The organism is Pseudomonas sp. KCJK9000 (assembly GCF_046230725.1).
In the GTDB taxonomy this organism is placed as follows: Bacteria; Pseudomonadota; Gammaproteobacteria; order Pseudomonadales; family Pseudomonadaceae; genus Aquipseudomonas; species Aquipseudomonas promysalinigenes.
Window position 1 is genome coordinate 1 of sequence record NZ_JBJJLN010000143.1, and the last position, 448, is coordinate 448.

Sequence of the window (448 nt, forward strand, 5' to 3'; positions counted from 1 at the left end):
CTCGCTACCGGCTGGATTGGTCAGGGTGGCGGTGTAAACGATGCTGCCACCTTCCTGGACGGTGCCAGTGGCGGACAAGGTGAGGCCAGTGCTGTCCAGCTTGGCTGGATCGTCGGTGACCGAAGTGGTTGGGTTCCCAGCGGTTTCCAGCTTCTCGTAGTTGCCACCGGTGACATTGGTGATGCTATTGGTCAGCGGGGCATTGGTGGTGTAGACGTTGTTTGGCGCAACGTAGTCGACCGAGCCGGAGCTTGCGTTGACCGGGATGGTTATGGTCTGGCCGTTGGCCAGAGTGATCACCAGAGGAGTGCCGGTGACTGGCGAAGTCACGCTCGCGGTGTAGGTGACCACGCCACCTTCAACAGCGGACGGAGTGGCTGTCAGGGTCACCGTCGAGGTATCGATGGTGTCGGTGATAGCGGTCACAGCCGGTGCCGGGCTGACGTCG

At 61.6% G+C, this 448-nt stretch carries 1 protein-coding gene; it reads right to left on the reverse strand.

Annotated features, from left to right (window positions below; all coding sequences use genetic code 11):
• On the reverse strand, positions 1-426 hold a 426-nt coding region (locus ACK59H_RS22990; protein ID WP_409264995.1), incomplete at its 3' end, for an immunoglobulin-like domain-containing protein.
• Positions 427-448 lie beyond the last annotated feature (22 nt).